The sequence below is a fragment of the Streptomyces fuscigenes genome, from assembly GCF_021556455.1.
In the GTDB taxonomy this organism is placed as follows: domain Bacteria; phylum Actinomycetota; class Actinomycetes; order Streptomycetales; family Streptomycetaceae; genus Streptomyces; species Streptomyces fuscigenes.
Window position 1 is genome coordinate 1 of the sequence record NZ_JAKGCV010000032.1, and the last position, 25018, is coordinate 25018.

The window sequence follows — 25018 nt, forward strand, 5'->3', positions numbered from 1 at the left end:
CCGAGGCCCAGGCCGACGCCGTGCGGCACGACGGTCACGCCGCGGTCCATCAACCGCCGCAGCGGCCCCGGCAGATGGCCGGGGTGGGCGCAGAGGTTCTCCGCGACGGCCTCGACCCAGTCGATGCCGGGCAGTTCGTCGATCACGTCGGCGATCTCGGGCCGCCACCCGATCCCGACGCCGAGGTGGTGCGGCAGCGTGGCCGCGGCGCCCGCGGCCGCCCCGCGCTGTGCCTCGCGGGGCGCCTCCTCCGGGCCCGCCCCCCGCGCCCCCGTGCGGTGACCGGTTCCCGTCCCGCCGGCCGGCCGTGCCCCGTCCGTCGTGTCCTTCGCCATCGCTGTCCCCCGATGCGTCCGCGTCGCGGCGGGCCGTCCCCACGGCCGCACCCGCCCGGTCGGGCTCCGCACCCCTACCGAGGCGCGGAACACTCCCCGTAGGACATCACCCCGGGACGGCCCGGCAAACGTACGGGTCCCGCGCTCAGAGCCGAATCTGAGCTTTCCCGCCCGGTGCGCGGGTCCCCGGGGCGATGTGCGGGCGCGCGACGGCCGTCCGGCGACGATCGGCGGCCCCGCCCGCGTCGCCGTGCCCGGCGCCCCACCGGCTCACGGCCGGGGGCGTTCGCCGTTCACGTCCGCGGGGCCCGTTCCCGCCTCAGCCGCGGCTCACGGTCGTCCACGCCTCCAGCGCGAGTCCCTGCTCGGGCTTCTGGCGGGTGATGCGCAGTCGGCCGTCCTCGCCGATCGCGGCGAGTGCCACCCGTCCCTCCCCGTCCAGGGCGAGGGCCGGTACTCCGCGGCACGGCTCGCCGGAGGAGACCCAGGTCAGGCCGGCCTCCTCGTCCTCCGTCGGGTACGCGGCGAGGACGGGGCGGCCGTCCTGGCCCCGGCCCGCGAGGATCGTGCAGTCGACGCCGTCGACGGGGGTGCGCAGCACGGAGAGCGGGCCGGTGCCGGGGCCGTCGAGGTCGACCGGGCCGGAGCCGGGGCGCCAGGCGTGGACGCGGGTCGTGGCGCCGTCGCGCCAGTAGTACGTGAGGCGGCCGGGGGCGGTCGTCTCGGAGGACAGCGTGCCGGGCGCCACCGTCGCCGAGGGCTCCTGGTCCTCGACGCGGGTGAAGTCCGCGTCGTTCTTGGCGCGCCGCCAGTAGAGAACGCGGCCGGCGGCCGGGCCGAGCACCTCGATGACGCCGTCGTCGCGCGGCACCGCGTACACCTGGCCCGTGACGGGGGTGCCTTCCACACTGGCGCGTGCCCAGGGCTCGAAGCGGCCCTTCGGGTTCTGCTGGCGGTAGGAGACGCGCCCCTCGGCGTTCTGCACGTAGACGTGCACGCTCGAGACGGTGTCCGCGAGCAGCGACGGCCGGCCCATCCTGGCGGCCTTGGTGTGGTCCTTGTAGGGGCTGCCGATGGTCTGCCAGTCGCGCAGGGGCCTGCCGGTCTGGTACTGGATCGCGTGCAGCACGTCGACGAGGGTCTTGCCGGCCTCGGGCGCGGGACGTGAGCGGATGGCCACGAGGTGGACGTACCCCTCGGCCGTCCGGGTGGCGGCCATGCTCAGCACGGTGCCCTGCGAGGGCAGCGGGAGGCGGTCCGGGCCGGCCCACTGCGCGGCGCCGACCGCGGGTTCCGTCCAGCGCACGGCCGCGTCGTCGGTGCCCGCGTAGGCCGTGAGGCGCCCGTCCTTGCCGCGCACCAGCCAGCTGCCGCTCACCGGGCTCGGGACGGCTCCGGGGCGGGCCGGGGTCCCGCGGCCCTTCGGGTGGGGGGCGGGCTCCGCGGCGGCCGGGCCCCGGCCGCGGTCGTCCGCCTTCTTCGACATCCGTACGGACCGCAGCGCCATGGCTCGCCGCCACCACCTTCCCGTGCTTCCCGCCGACCCGTCGTGCGGGTGCTACGAACCAGCCGATCCTACCCGGGGGTCCCCGCGCGGGCTGTGCAAGGCTGCCGGGGTGCTGACCTTGCTGATTGTCGACGGTGCGAACGTGGTCGGTTCCGTCCCCGACGGGTGGTGGCGCGACCGGCGCGGCGCCGCGGAGCGCCTGCGTGACGCGCTGGCCGCGGCCGCCGCACGGGAGTGCGTGCTGCCGGGCCGCCCCGGGCCGCTGGACGTGGTCCTGGTGGTGGAGGGGGCCGCCCGGGGGCTGGAGCCGGTGCCGGGGGTACGGGTGGAGTCGGCGACCGGCAGCGGCGACGACCTGATCGTGCTGCTGGCGGAGCGGGCCCGGGCCGAGGACCGGCCCTGCCTCGTCGCGACGGCGGACCGGGAGCTGCTGCGGCGGGTGGCGGAGCACGGCGCGGAACGGGTGGGTCCGCGCAGCGTACGCTACTGAACATGGGCACGACCGACTGGAACTGGCACGATCTGCGGAGTTCTTCGCTCCTCTCCGAGGACGCGGCGATCCTCGCTCTCGACAAGCCGTCCGGGATCTCCGTGATGGGTGAGCGGCACGACACGGACATCGTGGAACTCGCCCAGGCCTCCGGCGAGCAGCTGTACCCGGTGCACCGGATCGACAAGGCCACGTCGGGCGTCATCCTGTTCGCGAAGGAGCTGTCCCGGCACGGGGGCCTGACGCGGCAGTTCAACAAGCGCACCGTCGACAAGGCCTACCTGGTGGTGACGGAGACGACCGGACTGCCCGAGGAGGGCACGGTCGAACTGCCGTTGAGCGCGGGGCGCAAGGGGCGGATCCGGATCGCCGCGCAGCGCGAGGCCATCCGCTCGCAGCGGGAGCGGGCCGGGGGCGGTGCCGGCGGCCCCGGCCGGTGGTGGGTGGCCGACGAGGACCTCCTCGACACCCGCAGGTACCCGTCGACGACCGTCTTCCGCCGCGTGTTCGAGGGGACGCGGCACTCGCTGCTGGTGGTCCGGCCGGTGACGGGGCGGCGGCACCAGATCCGCGTGCACCTCGCGTGGATCGGTCATCCGGTCCTCGGGGACCCGCTGTTCGACAAGGCGGCGGCGCGGGAGGGCACGCGGACCTTCCTGCACTCGTGGCGGCTGGGGTTCGACGCGGACTGGCTGGGCGGCGAACGGGTCGCCCTGGAGGCGGCCCCGTCGGCGGACTTCTTCGCGCCGCTGTCCGGCGAACTCGCCGCGCAGGACGCCCTGAAGCTGCTGGCGGACGTGCGGGTGCCCTGACCCGGCGGGCCGCGGGCGGGCGCGCCCGCTCGGCGCGCGGGCCGCTCAGGCCCCCGGCGCGGTCCCGTCCGGACCGTCCGGCCCGTGCGGCCCCTGCTGGGCGGGCACCGGGCGGCCGGCCTCCCGGCTGTGGCGGATCCCGTACAGGAAGTAGATCACGAAGCCCGCGGCCATCCAGATCGCGAACCGCAGCCAGGTCTCCGCGGTCAGGTTGAGCATCAGCCACAGCGAGGCGGCGACCGAGGCGATCGGCACCCAGGGGACGAGCGGGGTGCGGAAGGCCCGCGGCAGGTCGGGGCGGGTGCGGCGCAGGATGATCACGCCGATGGCGACCACCACGAACGCGGCGAGCGTGCCGATGTTGACCAGGTTCGCGAGTTCGGAGATGGACGTGAACCCGGCGACGGCCGCCACGACGACGCCGAGCAGGAGCGTCGTGCGGTGGGGCGTGCCGAACCGGGGGTGCACCTGGGAGAAAGCTTTCGGCAGCAGGCCGTCGCGGCTCATCGCGAAGAACACGCGGCTCTGGCCCAGCAGCAGGATCATGCACACCGAGGTGAGGCCGACGGCCGCGCCGAAGCTGATGACGCCGGACCAGAAGGGGTGCCCCGTGGCCTTGAACGCGTCGGACAGGGGCGCGTCCACGGACAGGTGGGTGTACTTCTGCATGCCGGTGACGACGATGGACACGGCCACGTAGAGCAGGGTGCAGATGAACAGCGAGGCGAGGATGCCGCGCGGGACGTCGCGCTGCGGCCGCAGCGTCTCCTCCGCCGCGGTGGCGACGATGTCGAAGCCGATGAACGCGAAGAAGACGATCGCGGCGGCGCTGAAGATGCCGAACACGCCGAAGTTCCCGGGCGTGAAGCCGGCCATCAGCTGGATGAGGGGCGCGTCGAAGCCGCTGATGCCGGAGGGGTGCGTGCTGGGCGGGATGAACGGCGAGTAGTTCGAGCCGGTGATCAGGAAGGCGCCCACGATGATGACGAGCAGGACGACCACGATCTTCACGGCGACGATGACGTTGGTGACGAGGGACGACAGCCTCATCCCGACGACGAGGATGCCGGTGAGCACGAGGATGATGAGGCAGGCGAGCACGTCGAAGCCGAAGTGCCCGTTGTGCATGCCGGTCAGCGCGGTCGGCAGGTTCCAGCCGGCGTTGCTGAGGAAGGACTGGATGTAGCCGGACCAGCCGACGGCCACCACGGCGGCGCCCAGGGCGAGTTCGAGGACGAGGTCCCAGCCGATGATCCACGCGGGCAGTTCGCCGAGGGAGGCGTACGAGAAGGTGTACGCGGATCCTGCGACGGGCACGGTCGAGGCGAACTCGGCGTAGCAGAGGGCGGCCAGGGCGCAGACGATGCCGGAGACGACGAAGGCGAGGGCCGTCGCGGGCCCCGCGTTCTCCTTGGCGACCTGGCCCGTCAGGACGAAGATCCCGGTGCCGACGATGACCCCGACGCCGAAGACGGTGAGGTCCAGCGCGGAAAGGGACTTCTTGAGCCGGTGCTCGGGCTCCTCGGTGTCCCGGACGGACCGCTCGACCGATTTTGTACGGAACAGAGCATTCCGTGTCCGGGGTGTTTCACCTTGAGTACTCACATAGGTCCTTCCGTGTGCGCCTCCATCCCGGCAATGATCGAGAGGGGTCGGAGCCCCGCCTAATAGGAAGAAGGAAATTCACACGTTCGGACCGGGCGGACCACCCGTACGGGAGCCCGCCGGCCCGGAGCCCTGCGCCGTCCGGAGGCCCCGCCCCGGGGCCCTGCTCGGGGCCGGGCCGGTACGGCGCCGGCGGGGCCGGTACCCGCGCATCCGCGGGCGTCCGGGCCCCGCACGCGCGGGCGCGCGCCACCGGCGGGGAGCCGGCGGCGCGCGCCCGGTGCGAGGCGGAGGCGGGTCAGTCGCGGGCGACCTCTCCGGCGTCCACGAGCTTGCCGTCCAGACGGGCGACCAGCCCGGTGACCTGGCGGGCGATGTCGGGCGCGGTCAGCCCGATCTCGGCCATGATCTCCTTGCGGGTGGCGTGCGGCAGGAAGCGCTCGGGGATGCCGAAGTCCCGCAGGGGCATGTCGACGCCGGAGTCCCGCAGCGCCTGCGCGATCGAGGCGCCGACGCCGCCGGTGCGGATGTTGTCCTCGACGGTGACCACGACCCGGTGGCGTTCGGCGAGGGGGACCATCTCCTCGTCGACGGGCTTGACCCAGCGCGGGTCCACGACCGTGCTCGAAATGCCCTGTTTGTCCAGGAGGTCGGCGATCTCCAGGCACATCGGGGCCAGCGCGCCCACCGAGACCAGCAGGACGTCCGCGGGATCGTTCGTGGCGGGCCGGCGCAGCACGTCCATGCCGCCGATCCGGCCGACGGCCGCGACCGCGGGCCCGACCGCGCCCTTCGAGTAGCGCACCACCGTCGGCGCGTCCTCGACCTGGACGGCCTCGCGCAGCTGGGCACGGACCTGGTCGGCGTCGCGCGGGGCGGCGATCCGGATCCCGGGCACGACCTGGAGCATCGACATGTCCCACATGCCGTTGTGCGAGGGGCCGTCGGTGCCCGTGATGCCGGCCCGGTCGAGTGCGAACGTGACGCCGCAGCGGTGCAGCGCGACATCCATCAGCACCTGGTCGAAGGCGCGGTTCAGGAACGTCGCATACACGGCGAAAACGGGATGAAGCCCCGCCGTGGCAAGGCCGGCGGCGGAGACCGCGCCGTGCTGCTCGGCGATCCCGACGTCGTACACCCGCCCGGGGAACTCCTCCGCGAACTTGGTCAGGCCCGTCGGGTGCAGCATCGAGGCGGTGATCGCGACGATGTCGTCCCGCTCCCGGCCGAGCTTGACCATCTCCTCGCCGAAGACCGACGTCCAGTCCGCGCCGCCCGCCGAGATCGGCAGGCCGGTGTCGGGGTGGATCGGGCCGATGCCGTGGAAGCGGTCCGTCGGGTCCTGCTCCGCGGGGGTGTAGCCGCGGCCCTTCTCCGTGATGCAGTGGACGATGACCGGCCCGCCGAAGCGCTTCGCGCGCAGCAGCGCGGACTCGAGTGCCTCCACGTCGTGGCCGTCGATGGGGCCCATGTACTTCAGGCCGAGGTCCTCGAACATGCCCTGGGGCGCGACGAAGTCCTTCAGGCCCTTCTTGGCGCCGTGCAGCGTCTCGTACAGCGGCCTGCCGACGACCGGGGTGCGCTCCAGCAGGTCCTTGCCGCGGGCGAGGAAGCGCTCGTAGCCGTCGGAGATGCGCAGGGTGGCGAGGTGGTTGGCGAGGCCGCCGGTGGTGCGCGCGTAGGACCACTCGTTGTCGTTGACGACGATGACGAGGGGGCGGTCCTTCGCGGCGGCGATGTTGTTGAGGGCCTCCCAGGCCATGCCGCCGGTCAGCGCGCCGTCGCCGATGACGGCGACCACGCTGTTGTCCTTCTTCAGGACGCGGTTGGCCTTGGCGAGCCCGTCGGCCCAGCCGAGGACCGTGGAGGCGTGCGAGTTCTCGATCACGTCGTGCTCGGACTCGGCGCGCGAGGGGTAGCCCGACAGGCCGCCCTTGCCCTTGAGCTTCGAGAAGTCCTGGCGGCCCGTGAGGAGCTTGTGCACGTACGACTGGTGGCCGGTGTCGAAGAGGATCCGGTCGTTCGGCGAGTCGTACACCCGGTGGAGCGCGATGGTCAGTTCCACGACGCCCAGGTTGGGCCCGAGGTGGCCGCCGGTCTTGGAGACCGCGTCGACGAGGAACGTCCTGATCTCGCCCGCGAGCTGCCTGAGCTGCTCGGGGTCGAGTCGGTCCAGATCCCGCGGTCCCTTGATTTGGGTCAGCAACGGCACCCGTGCCTCCTTGCGATTGAGCCGGTCGAGCTCTGCCGATCCGCTGATTCTAATGTTCCGCCCGGGACGGTGTTCGCCGGGCGGCACCTTTGCGTGTCACACCAACGAATGAGAACGCGCGAATCCCCTTGCGACCTGACGGATCCTGTGCAGTTGCCCACAGTCCCCGGAAGGCGCAGCTCCCGCGGCCGGGAGACGGAGCCGGCGGCCGCCGCACGGGGACGACGGGAGCATCCGAACGGGGGCGGACCGAACGTGTGATCGAGAAGCGTACGAGAGGGTGCCGGTGAGCCCGGTGGCGCCCGCCCGGGCCGCACGGGTCCCCGCGGGGGCTCGCGCACCGGGCCCGGACGCGCCTGTGCCCGGCACCACCGGGGTGCCGGGCACAGGCTGCGGGACCGCGGTCAGGCGCGACCCGCGCTCCGCTGCGTCTTGCGGGTGATGGCGTCGATGACCACGGTGGCCAGCAGAACCGCACCGGTGACCATGGACACGATCGGCGCCGCGACGCCCTGGATGCCGAGGCCCACCTGGATCGAGATGATCACGAGGACACCGAGCAGGGCGTTCCACGTGCGGCCCCGGCCACCGAAGAGGCTGGTGCCGCCGATGACGGCCGCGGCGATGGAGTTCATCAGCAGGTTGCCGGCGCCGGCGCCCTGGTTGGCCGCGGCGATCTGGGAGGCCAGGAAGAGGCCGCCGAGCGACGCGAAGCCACCGGAGATCATGAAGACCGAGATCCGGATCCAGGTGACGTTGATACCGGCACGGCGGGACGCCTCGACGCTGCCGCCGAGCGCGAAGATCTTCCGGCCGTAGGTGGTCCTGCGGAGCACGAAGTCCGTGATCACGAGGAGGCCCACGAAGATCACGACGGCCAGCGGGAGGCCCTTGTACTGGTTGAAGATGACCGCGACGCCGAAGGCGGCGACGGCCACCAGGACCGTACGCATGATGGTGTCGGCCACCGGGCGGAACGGCACCCCGGCGCGCTGCCGCTTGCGGTTGCCCGAGAACGAGGCCCAGAAGTAGACCACCACGGCGACGAGAGCCAGGATGTAGGCGGCCGCCACGTCGCTGAAGAAGTAGTTCTCCAGCTTGTAGACGACGTTGTCGTTCGGGATGTTGATGGTGCCCGACGGGCCGAGCACCTGCAGCATCAGGCCGCTCCAGAAGAGCAGGCCGGCCAGCGTCACGGCGAAGGCCGGAACGCCGATGCGTGCGAAGAAGAAGCCGTGGATGGCACCGGCGACCGCGCCGGAGACCAGGGCGAGGATCAGCGCCAGGACTTCGTTCATGCCGTGCGTGATGGCGAGCACCGCGAAGATGGCGCTCGACAGACCGCTGACGGAACCGACGGACAGGTCGATCTCGCCGAGCAGCAGCACGAAGACGATGCCGGTGGCTATCAGCCCGGTACCGCTCATCTGCACGAGGATGTCGGTGATGTTGCCCGCACCGAGGAAGCTCGAGTTCAGGCTCGTGAAGATCACGGCGATCACGATCAGACCGACGATGACCGGGATGGAGCCCAGTTCACCGGCCTTGATCTTGCGCTTGAACTCGGTCACGTATCCGCCGAAGCCCTGCTCCTGGACGAGCAGCCGGGGGTCGACCGCCGCGACGGCGCCCTCGGCGGCCTCCGGGGCGTCCACGGCGCGGTGCCGTGGCGCGGAGGTCTTGTCGATGCTCACTTCTGAACCTCCGCGGTACGGGACGCGCGCCGGGTCACGGCGTTGTCCGTGGCGCCGGTGATGGCGGCGATGATTTCTTCCTGCGAGGTGGTCCTGACGTCGAAGACACCGTTGTTGCCACCGAGGCGCAGCACGGCGACCCGGTCGGCGACAGCCTTGACGTCCGCCATGTTGTGGCTGATGAGCAGGACCGCGAGGCCTCGCGAGCGCAGCCGCTCGACGAGGTCGAGCACCTGGGCGGTCTGCTCCACGCCGAGAGCCGCGGTGGGCTCGTCGAGGATCACGAGCTTGGGCTCGCCGAGCATCGAGCGGGCGATCGCCACGACCTGGCGCTGACCGCCGGAGAGCGAGGCGATCGGGATGCGCACGCTCGGGATGCGGATCGAGAGCGAGTCGAGCAGCTCGCGCGAGCGGCGCTCCATCTCGACCTCGTTGAGCACGCCCCAGCGGCGGATCTCCCGGCCGAGGAACAGGTTGCCGACGACATCGATGTTGTCGGCGAGCGCGAGGTCCTGGTACACGGTCGCGATGCCCAGGTGCTGGGCGTCCTGCGGCCGGTCGACGGTGACCTTGCGGCCCTCCCACTCGATGACGCCCTCGTCGATGGGGTGCACGCCGGCGATCGTCTTGACCAGCGTGGACTTTCCGGCGCCGTTGTCGCCCACGAGGGCGACCACCTCACCGGCGTGGATCTCCAGGTCGACGTCGGTGAGCGCCTGGACGGCACCGAATCGCTTGAAGACCCCTCGCAACGCCAGCACGGGCGTAGCGGTCACGTGAACCATCTCCTTCGCCGCCTGACCGGCGGGGATGCCGCGCCGGGGGTGTGGCGCGGAGGTCGAGCAGAACATGCGGAAGCCCACCGCCGGAGTGCGGCGGCAGGGAGGTGAGGAGTTCCGTCCGGCGCCCCGCCGCTGCTGCTTGCGGGGCGTTGGTCGAGCGGGGCGCCGGAGGGGCTTTCACCGAGGGACGGCGGGGACGTGGTCCCCGGGTCCCTCACGGCCTGGTCACTCCAGGCCGGCGGCCTTGCACTCGGCCGCGTTGGCCGTGGTGCAGATGTCCGAGAGCTTGTAGATCTTGTCCTTGAGGACCGTGTCCTTGATGTTGGACTTGGTCAGCGAGACCACCGGGACGATCTTGGTGGGGATGTCCTTGGCGGTGTTGCTGTTGCTCTTGTCCGAGGCGATGGAGTCCACGGACTTGCCCTGCGCGAGGGCGACGGCCAGCTGGCCGGCGATCGACGCCTCCTGCGGGACCGACTTGTAGACGCTCATGAACTGCGTGCCGTCGAGGATGCGCTTCACGCCGGCGAGCGTGGCGTCCTGGCCGGTGACCGGGATGGCCTTCGGGTCCATGCCGGCCGACTTCATGGCCTGGATGATGGCGCCGCCCATGTCGTCGTTGGCGGAGTAGACGCCGACGATGTTCTTCGCGCCCACGGCCTGGATCGCCGCCGCCATGTTGCTGTTGGCGTTGTTCGGGTCCCAGTCCTGGGTGTCGTACTGCTTGGCGATGGTGGTCGCCTTCTTCAGGATCGGCATGGCGCCGTCCTTGAACTGCTTGGCGTTCGGGTCCGTGATGGCGCCGTTCATCATCACGATCTTGCCACCCTTGGCCTTCGAGCCAAGCTTCTGGACCAGGGCGTTCGCCTGTACGCGACCGACCTCGGTGTTGTCGAAGGAGGTGTAGGCGCCGATCGGGCCGTCCGCGAGGCGGTCGTAGGCGACGACGGGGATGCCGGCGTCCTTGGCCTTCTGGACCGAGGAGGCGATCGACTTCGAGTCCACCGCGTCGAGGATGATCACGTCGACCTTGCGGGTGATCAGCGTCGACATCTGCTGGGTCTGGGTCGTCGCGTCCTGCTGCGCGTTCTCGTAGACGACCTTGCCCTTGCCGTTGGTGAGGTCCGAGATCCGCTGGGTGATCAGCGGGCGGTCCAGCGACTCGTACCGCGCGGTCTTGTTCTCCGGCAGGAGCAGGCCGACCGTGATGTTGTCCGAGTCGGACTTCTTCTTCGAGTCGTTGTCGCTGCTGCCACCGGACTGCTTGGCGCTGCCGCAGGCGGCGAGGAGAACGGCCATGGCGGTGGCGGACCCGGCCATCGCAGCACGACGCATCGTTGCGTTCACTTCGAAAAACCTCCCTGACGAGGCCGCGTCGCTGCGGCCGAGGTGGCAGGAAGTCAACTCGGCCAAACGGGCGACGTCAAGGAGTAAATCCTTAACGAGATGACAACGGTGCCATTCGTTATCTAAGTGAAGGCGGGAGTGCTGGCCGGCAGGGCGCTCTCGAGGAGGGTCGAATCGCCCATCTCGTTCAGTACGAGGGCGAGTGCCCCGAGCACCTCCGCACGCCCTCCCAGGGCCCCGGGAAGCACCGAGAGTTGGCGCGCCGCGCTGGGGATGGCGTAGCGCGAGACGGACTCGCGGATGGGCGCCAGCACCAGTTCCCCAGCCTCCGCCAGATCGCCGCCCAGCACCACCCTGGAGGGGTTCAGAAGGTTGCAGAGATTGGCGACTCCGCTGCCCACGTGCCGCCCGACGTCCCCCACGACCCTGCGGCAGCCCGGATCGCCCTCGCGGGCGAGCTGGACGACCCGCTCCATGGTCAGGTCGCCGCCGTGGCTGGGCCGCAGGAGCGGCAGGACGTAGCGCGCCGCGGCGAACGTCTCCAGGCAGCCGCGATTGCCGCAGCGGCACACCGGACCCGCCTCGTCGATCGTGATGTGCCCGATCTCGCCGGCGGTGCCGCCGGGGCCCCGGTAGATCTGCCCGTCGATGACGAGGCCCGACCCGACGCCGCTGGCGACCTTGATGTACGCCAGGTCGCGCACGCCCCGGCCGCTGCCCCAGACCATCTCGCCGAGCGCGCCGAGATTGGCGTCGTTGTCCACGTAGACCGGCACGCCGAGGCGGGCAGCGAGCTCGTCGCTCGGGTTGATCCCGGTCCAGCCCGGCAGTATCGCCGTGGAGCCGAGCGTCCCGGATTCGACGTCGATCGGGCCCGGCACGCCGAGCCCGACCCCGACGACCTTCTTGCGGTCGATCCCGGTGGTCACGATCAGCCGCTCGACGAGGGCCTCGGCCCGCCCGAAGCCGTCCACGTACGACGCGTCGACGTCCAGCGGCTCGGACTCCTCCGCGAGCACCTGGTGGGCCAGGTTCCCCACCGCGACCCGCAGGTGCGTGTGGCCGAAGTCGACGCCGAGCACGATGCCGGCCTCGGGGCTCAGCGAGACGCTGCGGGCCCTGCGCCCGCCCGCGGAGGTCGGGGTGACCTCGACCGTTCCGCCGTCCTTCAGCTCGCGGACGATGTTGGACACCGTGGCGGCGGACAGTCCCGTGCTCCTGGCGATCTCGGCCTGCGTGAGCGAACCGGCCATACGCACCGCGCGTACGACCCGTTCGAGGTTGGCCCGGTGCAGGGACGACTGCGACCCCGGAGTCTCCACGGCTCATCCACTCCTGCCCTGGAAGGCGGCACGACGACCTCCTCCCGGCGGGGCCGCGTCTCTGAGACCCCGACGTATCTCCAACTTGTGAACTCTAACCTCAGCCTTTGGGGCCACCTCCCGTCAAGACCTTGAGCGATGCACCTGGGGAGAATATGTCCGAAATGCAGGGAAACGCCCGCCGGTCGGAACCGGAGGGCGTTTCCCTGCTTTCATCGGATGACGTTATTTCAACGCCCCCGCGGTGAGTCCCGCGACGACCTGGCGCTGGAAGATGATGTAGGCGGCGAGCACCGGCAGCATCGCCATCACCAGCCCGGCGAACAGGCCCGAGTAGTCCCCCTTGTACCCCTGGCTCGTGGCGAGTTCGACGAGGCCCTGCGAGAGGACCTTGTGGTCGGGGTTGGTGTTGAGCACCGTCGGCAGCAGGTACTGGTTCCACTGGCCGAGGAAATTGAAGATGCCCACGCTGATCAGGCCGGGCTTCGCCATCGGCAGCATGACCTGGAAGAACGTCCGCGTGTGGGAGGCCCCGTCGATGATCGCCGCCTCCGCCACCGACGTCGGCAGCGTCCTGAAGAACGAGGTCAGGAAGAACACCGTGAACGGCAGCGAGTACGCGATGTAGACGAGGATCAGCCCGTGGATCGTGTTGAGCAGCGTCAGGTTCTGCAACACGTAGAACAGCGGCACCAGCGCGAGGATGACCGGAAAGCTCATTCCTCCGATGAACAGGAAGTAGATGAACCGGTTGCCGGGGAACTCGAAGCGCGCCAGCACGTACGCCGCCATGGATCCGAGCAGCAGCGTGCCGAACAGCGAACACGCGACGACGATGACGGTGTTGAGGAAGTAGTCGCTCATGTGCGCCTGGCTCCAGGCGCGCGACCAGTTCTCGAAGTGCAGGTGGTTCGGGAGCGACCACGGCGAGGTCAGGATCCCGTGGTCGTCCTTGAAGGACGTCATGACGGCCCACAGCAGCGGCGCCACGACGAGGACGGCCCACACGACCAGCATGCCGTGCGAGAAGACGTTGAGGACCCCGCCGGTCTTCTTGTCGCGGGTGGCGGCCGTGGGGGTCGCCGCGGCCGAGGGCATGCGCGGCGGCACGGTCTCCGCGGGCGGCGGAGGGGTGTCGGTGGTCTTCATCAGAACTCCAGGCGTTCGCGTCGGCCCACGCGCAGCACTCCGCCGGCGAAGAGCAGGGTGACGATGAGCAGGGCGACGCCGATCGTGGTCGCGTAGCCGGCCTGACCGTCCCGGAAGGCCTTCTGGTAGACGTACAGGCTCAGGACGTTGGTGGAATCCGCCGGGCCGCCGGGGCCCGCGGTCATGATCTGGGTGACCGCGAAGGACTCGGCGCCGAGCGACAGGATCCCCATGTAGACCCAGCCGGACTGCACCGTGTCCCACAGCAGGGGCAGCGTGATGCGGAAGAACGTGGTGGCCCGCGAGGCCCCGTCGAGCAGCGCGGCCTCGTAGAAGTCCTTCGGGATCGACGCCATGCCCGCGGAGAACAGCACCACGAAGAAGCCGACCTGGCTCCAGACGAGCACCGCCATCACGCACCACAGCGCGAGACTCGGGTCGCCGAGCCACTCCGGCTGGACGCTGTCGAGGCCCACGGCGCTCAGGAAGGCGTTGAGCGCTCCGCTCTCCGGGTTGTAGAGGAACTGGAAGAGCAGGGCGACGATCGCGATCGAGAGCACCTGCGGGAAGAAGTAGACGATCTTGTAGAACGGGGCGCCCTGGACGCCGGAGACCGCCGCCCCCCGCTTGCGCCGGCCGCCGACGTTCAGCATGAACGCCAGGAACAGCGCGATCGCGAGGACGATCAGGGGCAGGACCAGCACGTAGATCACACTGTGCCGGAACGACGCCCAGAAGGTCGAATCGTGGATCATCCGCTGGTAGTTGTCGAGCCCCGTCACCGAGAAGTTCGGGCTCAGGCCGCTCCAGTTGGTGAACGAGTAGAAGATCGACTGGACGAACGGCCAGATGACGAAGATCGCGTACAACGCCAGGGGGACGATCAGGAACCCCACGATGAACCGGTACTTGCCGTGCTGCATGTCTCCCGACCCCGAATCCTCCGGCCTGCGGCTCCTGTTGGGTGACCGCCCGGCCGGCATGGCGAGTGCCGACACGGACGGCCGGAGACCCTCGGCGCGCGGGTCCCCGGCCGTCCGTACCGTCCCCTACTGGTGCTTGTAGTGCGTGATGGACGAGTCCTTGGCCGCCTGGTCGGCGAACTCCTGGCACTTCTTGACGCATTCGGCCGGCGTCATGCGGCCGGCCATCATCTCGCCGAGCGCGCCGACGCCGATCTTCTGCTTCTGCAGCTCGACGTACCAGTCCTGCAGGCGGGGGTTGAGGACGTTGTCCCCGGCCTTCTTCAGCGCGTCCACACCGGACTGCAGGGCGCTGGAGAGCGTCAGGCCGTCGGTGCCGCCGTTGAAGGAGCTGAGCGACTTGACCTTCTGGGTGAAGTCGCGCGAGGAGGCCTCGCTGAGCATGATGCGCAGCTGCTCCATGCCGCCGGCCGCGTTCTTGGCCTTCGCCGGGACGATGTACGGCTCGCCGCCGGACGCCCACAGCGTGCCGAACGGCAGCTTGTCGTTGCTGTCGAGGCTGGAGGGCGCCGAGACCTTCATCTGGAAGTCCTTCGGCGTGGTCTTCGCCGCCTCGTTCTCGACCCAGGAGCCGTTCGGGATGAACAGCGCCTTGCCCTGCGTCCAGGCCGTCTGCGACTGGATGTGGTCGAGGCCCGGCGTGCCCTTGAGGATGTAGCCCTTCTTGTACAGCTCGTAGTACGCCTCGAAGGCGGCCTTGACGGCCGGAGCCTTCCAGGCGTTGGGCTCCAGGTTGTCGATCGCGTCGAGGACCTCGCGGCCGCCGATCTTCCCGATGAACGGGTAGAGCGAGAACGGGATGTAGTACGGGTACTTGCCCGCGTACGTCCAGCCGGCGACGCCCTTCTTCTTCGCCTTGGCGCACAGCGCCAGCATCGCGTCCCAGTCCTCGGGGTACTCGGCGTCGAACTTGTCGAGCGCGGTCTGGGAGTACCACACGCCGTAGACGGTGTAGGCGTAGTACATGATCCACACCGGCGAGCCGTCGAACTGGCCCATCTCCAGGACGCCCGGGCGCAGGGTGTCGCGGACCTTCTTGCTCGGGTCGTCGACGGAGGGCGCGTCCATGAGGGCGGTGAGGTCGGCGAGCTGCTTCTGGCCGACCAGGACGCCCATGTCCATCTGCTCGGCGCCGGAGTTGTCGATCAGGTCCGGCGGGGTGCCGCCGTTGAAGCGCGGCTGCAGCTGCGACTGGATCTTCTGCGTCGCGGTGAGGGTGACCTTCGCCTTGGGGTACGACTTGTTGTAGACCTCGTTGGCGTCCTTCGCGTACTCGGTACCGAAGCCGCCGTCGAAGATCACGAAGTCGAGCGGGGCGGTCGCGTTCACGCCGAGCGGGTTCTTGGCGCTCGTCTTCGTCTTCTTCGGCGCAGAGCTGTCGTCGCTTCCGCCGCCGCCGCTCGCGCAGGCGGACAGGAAGCCGGCGGCCGGTATCCCGACCAGGCCGAGCGCCGCTGACCGCTTGATCACATCTCGGCGGCCGAGGCCCCCGTTGTTGTTCTGAGCGGAGGTGGATCCCATGCTCAAGTCCTCGCCTTCTCCAGGACTCAGGCGGTGTGCCGGCCGGCCGTCCTTCTCGTCTGAGGCGAAGGCCCCGCCACCGCGGGTATACGAAGCTGGTCGTGCTGCGGGTACTGCTGGGTGATGGTGCGTGGACGCGTGCGGATCACGGTGAGAACGGTGCGGCCTGCCTCGCAGATACGGGCAGAGCCCTCCCGTCGTCTCCCCCTGGCCCTGTCTGCGCAGGAAAAACTCCGGGGCGGACGCCGACAGGTATAGTCCACTTCCCGCCGGGTGAGCAAGATCGAAACCAAACTTGGACGGCAGTCTTTCCCTATTTGAGACCTCGCGGAAATGTGGGCGCATTGCTGAACGATTCGGTGCGTAACACATGAGGAATTACCCGTTCCGGCGAATTTTCAGCGTGCAACACCCTTGACAGAACGCCCCCTTCGGGGGGCGGCGACGGCCCCCTTGGAGCGGCCTCACCGACGTCGGACGGTATGCCGAACGCCTTCTGGGGAGCCGCCCCTTCCACAGCGTGTCCAAAGCGGGACCAAAGCAGGTGCGGACGGCGAGAAAGGGGGAGAACGGGGCATCTGCGCACCGAAGGGCGCATCGGGGCACGACCCGGCGCTGCGCCGGTATTGTTTTCCGCCCTCTCTTTTCGGCCGTGGAGAGAGGGCAAAGGAACGGAAAAGCGGCGCAATCCCCGGGGTCCGCACCGCACCGCCGACGGGGCTGCCCGGGAAGCCGGACGCCCCGCCGTCCGGCGGTCGAGGCGGCCGGGACGATCACGAGCCGCAGTCCCCGAAGCGCCTCCCACCGGCCAGGACTCCACTCATCCGCAGCCCGGGCCCCTCTCCCGGCGGCGGGCGGCCGCCCGCCGCCGGCGCAGGCCGCGGCGGGTACGGCGGGACCGCGATCGGGGCGTGGCGGAGCACCCGCGGGGCGCGACCGGGGCCGCACGCCCGGGCGCACGGCGCTCTCGCGCCCGGGACGGCCGGAGGTGCGGGCACCGCCCGCCGGGGAGGGTTCGATCTGCTGAACGCCCGGTGAACAGCGCCGGCCTGGCCGGGATCGCAGGTGTGGAGTGCCGGACGAGGGGGACACGGGGCACGGAGGAGGGGGACAATGCTGTTCCCCGGATCACGGCACCGGGAGGCCTTCCCGGGGGTGCGCCGCCCGCGTCCCGGTCTCTCGCCGGGTCCGCCGGGGAATGCGCACCCGCCGCCGCGTGTTGCGAGGTGCAGGAGGAAGTCGTGCCATGGTGCTCCAGGGGGCGTACACGGTGCTGTGCGCGGTTCTCGCGTTGATAGGCATCGCCTGTGTCGTGTGGGCGTGGACCGTCAGCGGCCGCGGCGGGAGCGCTTCCTGACGGCGGGCCGGCACACGGCACGCCGGCGGGACGGCGGCATTCGGGACGGCGAGGGGCGTCACGGCGGAGCCGGGACGCGGCCGGTCGGCGAGCGCTGCTGAGGCGGCCTCACCCGGAGGGACACCCGACGCGCCGGAGTCCGCGGCGACTTACCGGCAGCAGCGTCGGCATCGGCCGCGACCCTCGACTGGCAGCTCGGGGGCGGCACGGCCCCGGTCCTGAGCGGCAGCCCAGGGGGCGGCACCGCACCGGCCCGCGTCCCCAGGGGCAACTTGGAGGACGGCGCGGCCCCGTGACCGGCGCCCGCACCGGCGTCCCTCGCGTTCCCGCCACGGTGCGGCGCGGTCCCGGAGGCCCTGAGCCGTGGGCGCCGCCCGCCGGGGGCCGTTGTCCCCGAGCCCACCGCGCGGACGCAGGCCCCTCCCCCCGTCGGGCACCGAGGCCCGTCCGGCCTGCGGGCCGGGTGCGCGCAGAGGCTCAGTCCAGCAGGCGGCGGACCAGCGGCAGCAAGGTGTCCGGGTCGGCCGCCGCGAGATGGCGCAGGGTGCCCGTACGGCGGGCCAGTACGACGCCCACGAAGGCGGCGGTCAGCAGTTCGGCCCGCACGTGCGCCAGCTCGTCCCCCTCGTGCGCGAAGCGGTCCCGCAGGGGCCCGACGATGCGTCGTTCCAGTTCGAGGGCCGCCGCCTCGTGGGCCGCCGGGTCCGTGTAGGGGCGTACGGCCACCTGCGCGACGGGGCCCGGGCCCTGGCGGTCGAAGCGGTCGATCAGCCCGGCCAGCCGGTCGGCGTCGAAGAGGTCGGCGAACGTCTCGTGGTCGCTCTCGGCCCGCAGCACCGCCACGAACAGCTGGGCCTTCCCGCCGAAGTACCGGGCGATCATGGCGGGATCCACGCCGGCCAGTTCGCCGATGTCGCGGGCCGTGGTCCGGTCGTAGCCGCGCTCGCCGAACAGTTCGCCCGCCGCCCGCAGCAGTCGCTCCCGGCTCGCGGCGGCGTCCCGGCGGCGGTGACCGGTCCCCTCCGTCTTCGGGGGGCGTGCCGGAGCGGCCCCGGCCGGCCGCGGGCCGGCGTCCTTGCCGGACGCCACGGCTCCGTCTCCTTCAACGGGCGCCACGGCCCCGTCTCCTTCGCCGAGCGGACCGGCCGCCGCCGGTGCGGTGCCGGGCACGGGCGCGGCGGTGTTCCGGGGTTCGGGCATGGCGGTCAGTCCTCGGTCGTCTCGTGCGGCGGTATGCGCCCGGCGGCGGTGGCGGCCCGCCCGCCGGGCGTGGCCGCGGACGTCTCCACCGGCCCGGCGGAGACTGCGTCGGCCAGTCCCTCGTCCGCGAGCACCCGGTCGGACGCGGTCCGGCGGCCGCGCCGCTCGGCGGGGGTCGCCTCGGCGCTCCCGGCCGAGGGGACGGGTGTTCCGTCGGCGGCACGGGGGCGCAGCCTGGGCAGCACGAGCGCGGCGACAGCGGTCGCGATCCACATCACGACCGCGACGAGGCCCGCGTCGGTGTAGCCGCTGTCGCTCGGCAGGGCGTGCGCCGGGGCGGTGTGGGTTTCGAGCACCACGGCGCTGAGCGTACTGCCCGCGGCGTAGCCGATGTAGCGGATGACCTGGTTGAAGCTGGTGGCGCTGCCCGTCTCGTGGGGCGGCACGGAGCCGACGATGAGGCCGGGCATGACCGCGAAGATGGCGCCGACGCCGAGGCCCGCGAGCGCCATCACGACGAGCACCTCCCACATGGCGCCGCGGGCGTAGCTGAACACCAGCATCGCCAGCAGCATCACGAACGCGCCGAGCGCGAGCGCGGCGCCGACGGGGATGCGCGTCACGAGGACGCGCGTGATCCGGGTGGAGACGACGCTCGCCGCGGAGAACGGCACCAGGACGAGTCCGGCGACGAAGACCGAGGCGCCGAGGCCGTATCCGCTGCTGACCGGCGTCTGGACGAAGCGGGTCACCAGCGAGATGAGCAGGTACATCCCGACGCCCGCGAGCAGCGCGGTGACGTCGGCGGTCAGGACCGTGGGACGGCGCAGCAGCCGGAGGTCGACGAGCGGGTGCGCGGCCCGCAGCTCCCGCAGGACCCAGCCGGCCAGCACCAGCAGCGAGCCGGCCACGACGCCCAGCAGCAGCGGGGACGTCCAGCCCCAGCTCTCCCCCTCGCTGAGGGCGAGGAGCAGCCCGACGAGCGAGGCGCCGAGCAGAATGCCGCCGGGCAGGTCCACCGGGCGGCGGGGGCGGTGCGCCGAGGAGGGCACGACGATCGCGGCGACGGCGAGGCCGAGCGCGCTGACGACGGCACCGAACCAGAACGCGGCGTGCAGGCCGCCGAACTGGGCGACGAGCCCGGTGACCGGGTAGCCGAGCCCCACGCCCGCGACCGTGGTGACGGACAGCACGGCGGCCGCCGGCCGGGACCGCTCCACCGGCAGGGCGTCACGTACGACGGTGATGCCGAGCGGCGTCAGACCGAGTCCGATGCCCTGCATCGCCCGGCCGACGAGCAGGAACGGGAAGCCGAGCGGCAGGGCGGCCAGGACCGCGCCCGCGGTGACGGCGGCGAGCGCGGCGATGATCACGCGGCGCCGGTGCGGCCCGTCGCCGAGCCGGCCGGTGAGCGGGGTGGCCACGGCGGCCATCAGGAAGGTCACGGTCAGCGCCCACTGCGCGTCGTTGACCGATATGTGGTCGCTCTCCGCGATGGTCGGTATCAGGGGTGCGCCGAGGCTGCTGACGACGGCGACGACCATCCCCATGAACACGAGCCCGGGCACGAGAAGGCGGTGGACCTGCGCGGGCGGCGCGCTCACGGAGTCGTTCACGTTCGTCATACAAACAGTCTATGCCTGATGTCTACGCGCGATGTCTACAGGCGATGACGCACCCGCGGGGCGGAGTCCGGCCCGGGTCCCGAGCGGGGTGGCACGGACCCCCGGCAGCCGCCGACGCGAGCGTCGGGACCGTCGGGGCCGCGGCCGGACGCGGGGCGCACGGGCCCGCGCGTCCGTGCCGCACGCACGGCGCCCCCGCACCTGTGCTGGCTGTGCTGGTGCGGGGGCGCCGGGCGTGCCTGGTCGGGGCGGGGTTTCCGCCGCGGCCGTTACTTGCGCAGCAGGCTGCGGAGCACGTACTGCAGGATGCCGCCGTTGCGGTAGTAGTCGGCCTCTCCGGGGGTGTCGATGCGCAGGACCGCGTCGAACTCGACGCCCGTGTCGGTCGTGACCTTGATCGTGCTCGGGATCGAGTCGTTCAGGCCCGTGACGCCCGCGAAGGAGAAGGTCTCCTCGCCGGTGAGGCCGAGGGTCTGCGCGGTCGCGCCCTCCGGGAACTGAAGCGGCAGGACGCCCATGCCGATCAGGTTCGAGCGGTGGATGCGCTCGTACGACTCGGCGATGACGGCCTTCACGCCGAGCAGCGCCGTGCCCTTGGCCGCCCAGTCGCGCGACGATCCGGAGCCGTACTCCTTGCCCGCGAGGACGACCAGCGGCGTGCCCTGGTCGATGTAGTTGCGGGAGGCGTCGTAGATGAAGGAGACGGGGCCGTCCTCCTTCGTGAAGTCGCGGGTGTAGCCGCCCTCGGTGCCCGGCGCGATCTGGTTGCGCAGGCGGATGTTGGCGAACGTCCCGCGGATCATCACCTCGTGGTTGCCGCGGCGCGAGCCGTACGAGTTGAAGTCGCGGCGCTCGATGCCGTGCTCCGTCAGGTACTTGCCCGCCGGGGTGTCGGCCTTGATCGCGCCGGCCGGGGAGATGTGGTCGGTGGTGACCGAGTCGCCCAGCTTGGCCAGCACGCGGGCGCCCGTGATGTCCTCGACGGGGGACGGCTCCTGCGCCATGCCCTCGAAGTAGGGGGGCTTGCGCACGTAGGTGGACTCGGCGTCCCACTCGAAGGTGTCGCCGGTCGGGATCGGCAGCGAGGTCCACTGCGCGTCGCCCGCGAAGACGTCCTTGTAGGAGTCCTTGAACATGTCCTGGCCGATGGCGGACGCGATGACCTCGTTGACCTCGGCCTCGGTCGGCCAGATGTCGGCGAGGTGCACGGGCTTGCCGTCCTGGTCGGTGCCGAGCGCGTCGCGGGTGATGTCCACCTTCATGGAGCCCGCGATGGCGTACGCGACGACCAGCGGCGGGGACGCCAGGTAGTTCATCTTGACGTCCGGGTTGATCCGGCCCTCGAAGTTGCGGTTGCCGGAGAGCACCGCGGTGACGGCGAGGTCGGCCTCGTTGACGGCCTTGGAGATCTCCTCCGGCAGCGGGCCGGAGTTGCCGATGCAGGTGGTGCAGCCGTAGCCGACGAGGTTGAAGCCCATCTTGTCGAGGTACGGCGTGAGGCCCGCGCGGTCGTAGTAGTCCATGACGACCTTGGAACCGGGCGCGAGGGTCGTCTTGACCCAGGGCTTGCGGGCCAGGCCCTTCTCCACGGCCTTCTTCGCCACCAGCGCGGCGGCCACCATCACGGTCGGGTTGGACGTGTTGGTGCAGGAGGTGATCGCGGCGACGGTCACGGCGCCGTGGTCGATCTCGTAGGTGGAGCCGTCCTCGGCGGTGACCAGGGTCGGCTTCGTCGGGACGCCGTTGTGCGCGGCCGGGGCGTCCGAGGCGGGGAAGGACTCCTTGCCGGACTCCTCGTCGTCGCTGACGTAGTTGCGCACGTCGCGGGCGAAGGTCTGCTTGGCCTCGGAGAGGATGATGCGGTCCTGCGGGCGCTTCGGGCCGGCGATGGACGGGACGACCGACGCCAAGTCGAGCTCGAGCTTCTCGGAGTAGTCGGGCTCGGCCGCCGGGTCGAGCCAGAGGCCCTGCTCCTTGGCGTACGCCTCGACCAGCGCGAGCTGCTGCTCGCTGCGGCCGGTCAGCTTCAGGTAGTTGAGGGTCTCGGCGTCGATCGGGAAGATCGCGGCCGTGGAGCCGAACTCCGGCGACATGTTGCCGATGGTGGCGCGGTTCGCGAGCGTGGTCGCGGCGACGCCCTCGCCGTAGAACTCGACGAACTTGCCGACCACACCGTGCTTGCGCAGCATCTCGGTGATGGTGAGGACCAGGTCCGTGGCGGTGGTGCCGGCGGGCAGCTCACCGGTCAGCTTGAAGCCGACGACGCGGGGGATGAGCATCGAGACGGGCTGGCCCAGCATCGCGGCCTCGGCCTCGATGCCGCCGACGCCCCAGCCCAGCACGCCCAGGCCGTTGACCATGGTGGTGTGCGAGTCGGTGCCGACGAGGGTGTCGGGGTAGGCCTGGCCGTTTCGGACCATGACCGTGCGGGCCAGGTGCTCGATGTTGACCTGGTGCACGATGCCGGTGCCCGGCGGGACGACCTTGAACTCGTCGAACGCGGTCTGGCCCCAGCGCAGGAACTGGTAGCGCTCGCGGTTGCGGCCGTACTCCAGCTCGACGTTCTGCGCGAACGCGTCCGGCGTGCCGAACTTGTCGGCGATCACGGAGTGGTCGATGACCAGTTCGGCGGGGGCCAGCGGGTTGATCTTCGCCGGGTCGCCGCCCAGCTCCTTGACGGCCTCGCGCATGGTGGCGAGGTCGACGACACACGGCACACCGGTGAAGTCCTGCATGATCACACGGGCGGGCGTGAACTGGATCTCCTGGCTCGGCTGCGCCTGGGAGTCCCAGCCGCCGATCGCGCGGATGTGGTCCGCGGTGATGTTGGCACCGTCCTCGGTGCGCAGCAGGTTCTCCAGCAGGACCTTCAGGCTGTAAGGGAGGCGCGCGGAGCCCTCGACCTTGTCCAGCCGGAAGATCTCGTACGACTCGTCGCCCACGCGCAGCGTGCTGCGGGCGTCGAAGCTGTTGGCCGACACGACAGTCTCCTTCTTGATGTGCGCGTACTACCGCCATGCTGCCGCCACGAGTCGTCACCGATCCGCTAAGGTAAGGCTTAGTTAGGGTCGCCTTACCTTGTCGCAGGCCGCGGTACGTCTTCGACAAGTATCTCGATGTCGAGATAACTCTAGTACATGACCGCCGGATGGTCATGCTCGGATCGCGCCTGCCCGCTCCCGGAAGCCGTGCCGCGCACCCGCGCCAGGCCGCCGGCCGGGACGGGCCGCGCACCTCACGGACGACTACCCGCCTTCCCGTCGAGTCGCACCCCGCCACCCTCCAGCGCATGCACGACAGCATCGGCAACCCCACTTACGACAGCACTTATATAAGCACTGTTACGATGACGGCATGACCACGCCGAACACCCCGCCGGATCCCAGCACGGAGAGCCTGTGGCGACCGCTGCGGCTGCTCCAGGCGTCCATGGACGCGGACATCGCCCGTATCTATTCGGAGGCGCGGGTCGAGGGGATCCGGCCGAGCTACGTGATGGAGCTGTTGCGCCTGCACGCGCGCGGCCCGATGACGATCACCGAGCTGGCCGAGTCCGTCGGGCGCACGCACTCCGCGCTCAGCCAGAAGGTGGCCGCGCTGCGCACCGCCGGCTGGGTGCGCACCGTCGCCGGGGACGACGCGCGCAGCAAGAAGGTGGAGCTGACCGACAGCGCCCGCGCGGTCGTCGGGCGGCTGGCGGCCGAGTGGCGGGCAACCGAGGCGGCGCTCGCAGAGCTGGAGGCCGAGATCCCCTATCCGCTCAGCCGCGTCGTCGGGGACATCGAGCGGGCGCTGGAACGCCGCAGCTTCCACGACCGGATCGCGGAGAAGCTGGCCGAGGACCCGGCGTGGGAGTGACGCACGCGCTGCTGGACGTCTCGCCGCTTCGGTCCTCGCCGCGCTTCAGGCGGCTGTGGGCCGGGCAGGCCCTGTCCGGGATCGGCGGCCAGATGACGCTCGTCGCCGTCATGTTCCAGGTGTGGCAGGCGACCGGCAGCACCGTGTGGACGGGCGCCGTGGGCCTCGCGCAGGCCCTGCCCGTCGTCGTCCTCGGGCTGTTCGCCGGGGCGTTCGTGGACCGGGTGGACCGCCGGACGTTCTACCTGGTCATGACCGCCGGCCAGGCCGTCTGCGCCGTACTGCTCGCCGTGCAGGGCTTCGCCGGGCCCCTCCCGCCCGGCGGGCTGCTGGCCCTCGTCGCCGTGCAGTCCTGCTTCGTCGCCGGCTCGGGCCCGGCCTCGCGCACCTTCATCCCTTCCCTGCTGCCGCCGCACCAGCTGGCGGCCGGGCTGGCGCTGCGCCAGATCGGTTTCCAGGCGGCCCTGCTGACGGGGCCCGCGGCGGGCGGGCTGATCGTCGGCTGGCTCGGCGCCGGAGCCTGCTACGCGGTGGACGCGGCATCCTTCGCGGCCGCCTTCTACGGCGCGCTCGGCCTGCCCCGGACGGGCGCCTCTCCCGAGGGCGCGCGGCCCGGCCTGCGCGGGATCGGGGACGGCCTGGCCTTCGTGGCCCGTACGCCCGCCGTGCGCGGGGCGCTGCTCACCGACCTGGCGGCGACCGTGCTCGCGATGCCGGTCAGCCTGTTCCCGCTGATCAACGCGGAGCGCTTCGGCAATGACCCGCGCACGCTGGGCCTGTTCTCCACGGCCGTGGCGGCGGGCGGGGTAAGCGCGTCCTTCCTGTCCGGGACCTACACGCGGCGCGGCCGGCCCGGCGCCGTGATGCTCGCGGGCTCGGCCACCTGGGGCGCGACCCTCGCGCTGTTCGGCCTGGCCGAGAACCCCTGGTGGGGGCTGGCGCTGCTGGCCGTGGCGGGCGCGGCGGACACCGTCGCGGTCGTCTCGCGCAGCACCGTTGTGCAGACGCACACGCCGGCGGAACTGCTGGGGCGGGTCGGCGCGGCGGAGCAGATCGTCGGCCAGGCGGGCCCGGACCTCGGCAACTTGCGCGGCGGGCTCGTGGCCGGAGCCACGTCGGGAGCGGTCGCGCTCGTGGCGGGCGGCCTCATGTGCCTGGGGGCCGTCGCGGCGGTCGGCGCCTCCACGAGGGACCTGCGGCGCGCGGCCGTGCCGCGGGT

18 protein-coding genes are annotated in these 25018 nt (G+C 71.3%); 4 read left to right on the plus strand and 14 right to left on the minus strand.

Features of this window, described 5'->3' with window-relative positions:
- A partial coding sequence (locus L1885_RS05840) for a multinuclear nonheme iron-dependent oxidase (protein WP_235795892.1) occupies positions 1-335 on the minus strand: 335 nt, incomplete at its 3' end.
- A 319-nt stretch (positions 336-654) separates the two neighbouring features.
- The gene (locus L1885_RS05845) at positions 655-1842 is read right to left on the minus strand and encodes a PLL family lectin (RefSeq protein ID WP_235795893.1); all 1188 of its coding nucleotides are present in this window, start codon (positions 1840-1842) and stop codon (positions 655-657) included.
- Between the two features lie 109 nt (positions 1843-1951).
- Between L1885_RS05845 and L1885_RS05850 the strand changes: the two genes are divergently transcribed.
- Both L1885_RS05850 and L1885_RS05855 read left to right on the plus strand, forming a co-directional pair.
- Complete coding sequence (locus tag L1885_RS05850) at positions 1952-2332, plus strand: PIN domain-containing protein (RefSeq protein ID WP_235795894.1); 381 nt, start codon at positions 1952-1954, stop codon at positions 2330-2332.
- A 2-nt stretch (positions 2333-2334) separates the two neighbouring features.
- A complete protein-coding gene (locus L1885_RS05855) occupies positions 2335-3144 on the plus strand; it encodes an RluA family pseudouridine synthase (protein WP_235795895.1) in 810 nt (269 codons plus the stop codon).
- A 45-nt stretch (positions 3145-3189) separates the two neighbouring features.
- Here L1885_RS05855 and L1885_RS05860 read toward each other — a convergent pair whose 3' ends face one another.
- From L1885_RS05860 to acnA, 12 genes are all read right to left on the minus strand, one after another.
- A complete protein-coding gene (locus L1885_RS05860; RefSeq protein ID WP_235795896.1) occupies positions 3190-4749 on the minus strand; it encodes an amino acid permease in 1560 nt (519 codons plus the stop codon).
- Between the two features lie 298 nt (positions 4750-5047).
- Positions 5048-6961 carry a 1-deoxy-D-xylulose-5-phosphate synthase gene (gene dxs, locus L1885_RS05865; RefSeq protein ID WP_235795897.1) on the minus strand — a complete coding sequence of 638 codons (1914 nt, stop codon included), beginning with the start codon at positions 6959-6961 and terminating at the stop codon, positions 5048-5050.
- A gap of 404 nt (positions 6962-7365) precedes the next feature.
- Entirely contained in the window at positions 7366-8655 is a 1290-nt protein-coding gene (locus L1885_RS05870) for a sugar ABC transporter permease (protein ID WP_235795898.1), read from the minus strand.
- A complete protein-coding gene (locus L1885_RS05875) occupies positions 8652-9440 on the minus strand; it encodes an ATP-binding cassette domain-containing protein (RefSeq protein WP_235795899.1) in 789 nt (262 codons plus the stop codon). Before L1885_RS05875 ends, L1885_RS05870 begins: the two co-directional genes overlap by 4 nt.
- A 222-nt stretch (positions 9441-9662) precedes the next feature.
- Positions 9663-10772: a sugar ABC transporter substrate-binding protein gene (locus L1885_RS05880; protein WP_235795909.1), complete on the minus strand. Its 1110-nt coding sequence runs from the start codon at positions 10770-10772 to the stop codon at positions 9663-9665.
- 134 nt (positions 10773-10906) lie between these two features.
- The gene (locus L1885_RS05885) at positions 10907-12106 is read right to left on the minus strand and encodes an ROK family transcriptional regulator (protein WP_235795900.1); all 1200 of its coding nucleotides are present in this window, start codon (positions 12104-12106) and stop codon (positions 10907-10909) included.
- A 225-nt stretch (positions 12107-12331) separates the two neighbouring features.
- On the minus strand, positions 12332-13255 hold the full coding sequence (locus L1885_RS05890) for a carbohydrate ABC transporter permease (RefSeq protein ID WP_235795901.1): 924 nt from the start codon (positions 13253-13255) through the stop codon (positions 12332-12334).
- On the minus strand, positions 13255-14178 hold the full coding sequence (locus tag L1885_RS05895) for a carbohydrate ABC transporter permease (RefSeq protein ID WP_235795902.1): 924 nt from the start codon (positions 14176-14178) through the stop codon (positions 13255-13257). Before L1885_RS05895 ends, L1885_RS05890 begins: the two co-directional genes overlap by 1 nt.
- Positions 14179-14304: 126 nt before the next feature.
- Positions 14305-15759: an N-acetylglucosamine/diacetylchitobiose ABC transporter substrate-binding protein gene (gene ngcE / locus L1885_RS05900; protein WP_235795903.1), complete on the minus strand. Its 1455-nt coding sequence runs from the start codon at positions 15757-15759 to the stop codon at positions 14305-14307.
- Between the two features lie 1834 nt (positions 15760-17593).
- The gene (locus L1885_RS05905; RefSeq protein ID WP_235795904.1) at positions 17594-18205 is read right to left on the minus strand and encodes a TetR/AcrR family transcriptional regulator; all 612 of its coding nucleotides are present in this window, start codon (positions 18203-18205) and stop codon (positions 17594-17596) included.
- 116 nt (positions 18206-18321) lie between these two features.
- Entirely contained in the window at positions 18322-19941 is a 1620-nt protein-coding gene (locus tag L1885_RS05910) for an MFS transporter (protein ID WP_235795905.1), read from the minus strand.
- A gap of 269 nt (positions 19942-20210) precedes the next feature.
- Positions 20211-22922 (minus strand): aconitate hydratase AcnA, encoded by a 2712-nt coding sequence (acnA, locus tag L1885_RS05915; RefSeq protein WP_235795906.1) that lies wholly within the window; start codon positions 22920-22922, stop codon positions 20211-20213.
- Between the two features lie 373 nt (positions 22923-23295).
- Between acnA and L1885_RS05920 the strand changes: the two genes are divergently transcribed.
- A complete protein-coding gene (locus tag L1885_RS05920; protein ID WP_235795907.1) occupies positions 23296-23799 on the plus strand; it encodes a MarR family winged helix-turn-helix transcriptional regulator in 504 nt (167 codons plus the stop codon).
- Positions 23790-25018, plus strand: a 1229-nt coding sequence (locus L1885_RS05925; protein ID WP_235795908.1) for an MFS transporter, incomplete at its 3' end; no start/stop codon positions are given. The genes L1885_RS05920 and L1885_RS05925, both read left to right, overlap by 10 nt.